General features: G+C 63.6%; 2 protein-coding genes. Both read left to right on the top strand.

Translation table 11 applies throughout. The annotated features are described in order from the left end of the window. Nucleotides 1-187: DUF1302 family protein (locus QM467_RS19780; RefSeq protein ID WP_283368048.1), on the top strand; the 187-nt coding region annotated here is incomplete at its 5' end. A gap of 75 nt (nucleotides 188-262) precedes the next feature. Next, a complete protein-coding gene (locus QM467_RS19785) occupies nucleotides 263-568 on the top strand; it encodes a PsiF family protein (RefSeq protein WP_283368049.1) in 306 nt (101 codons plus the stop codon). The last annotated feature ends 176 nt before the right edge of the window (nucleotides 569-744 follow it).

Raw genomic sequence — 744 nt, forward strand, 5'->3', positions numbered from 1 at the left:
CCTCAGCGGCTGGTCCTATGACGGCGTCTTCAATCAGGGCCGCACTGTGATGCCGCTCCGGGTCAGGGCCGAATATGGCAAGAAATATTTTGCCGAAGTCGTGTGGGCCCCGGCGCTTCAGGTCGCCACATATGACAATACTTCGGATCGTCAATTCGTGAACTTCTCTGCCGGCGTTCGTTTCTGAGCCAGCGAGCGGCGCCTCGCCCATCGACATCCCGTGCGCGGGGCGCCGAATTCTGTTTAACGATGGAGCAAAAAAATGAAATTGAATCGAATTTTTCCCCTCGCCGGGGTTCTGACCTTGCTGGCCGGCGCGGCTTTCGCTCAGGCCAACATTCCGGCAGGCGCCGGCGCCGGAGTCTATCGGCCGGCCCCGGGCGCGCCGGTCGGCGGCGCGGTTAATCCCCGGCCCGCCGCCCCGCCCGCCGCCGCCCCGCGCGCGGACGGAGATGCGAACAAGCAGGCGGTGTCGAAGAGCTGCTCGCAGCAGGCTGACGCACAGGGCCTGCATGGCAAGGCGCGGAAGACCTTCCGCGAAAAGTGCAAGCGAAGCGGCGGCCGCTGATCAAGTCTAATTGGTAACTGGGTTGCTCGACCGGCGCGGCGTCCGAAAAGCCGGCGCGCCGTGACTTGCCTCGCGCAAGAAAATCCGAGGACGCGAGAAAGACGATCAATCGACAGGGACTACGGCGCGCCAAAAAAGACCCAGGGCCTTGGCGTCAGACTGTGTTGGAGTGTAGC

Source organism: Rhodoblastus sp. 17X3 (genome assembly GCF_030056575.1).
In the GTDB taxonomy this organism is placed as follows: Bacteria; Pseudomonadota; Alphaproteobacteria; order Rhizobiales; family Beijerinckiaceae; genus Rhodoblastus.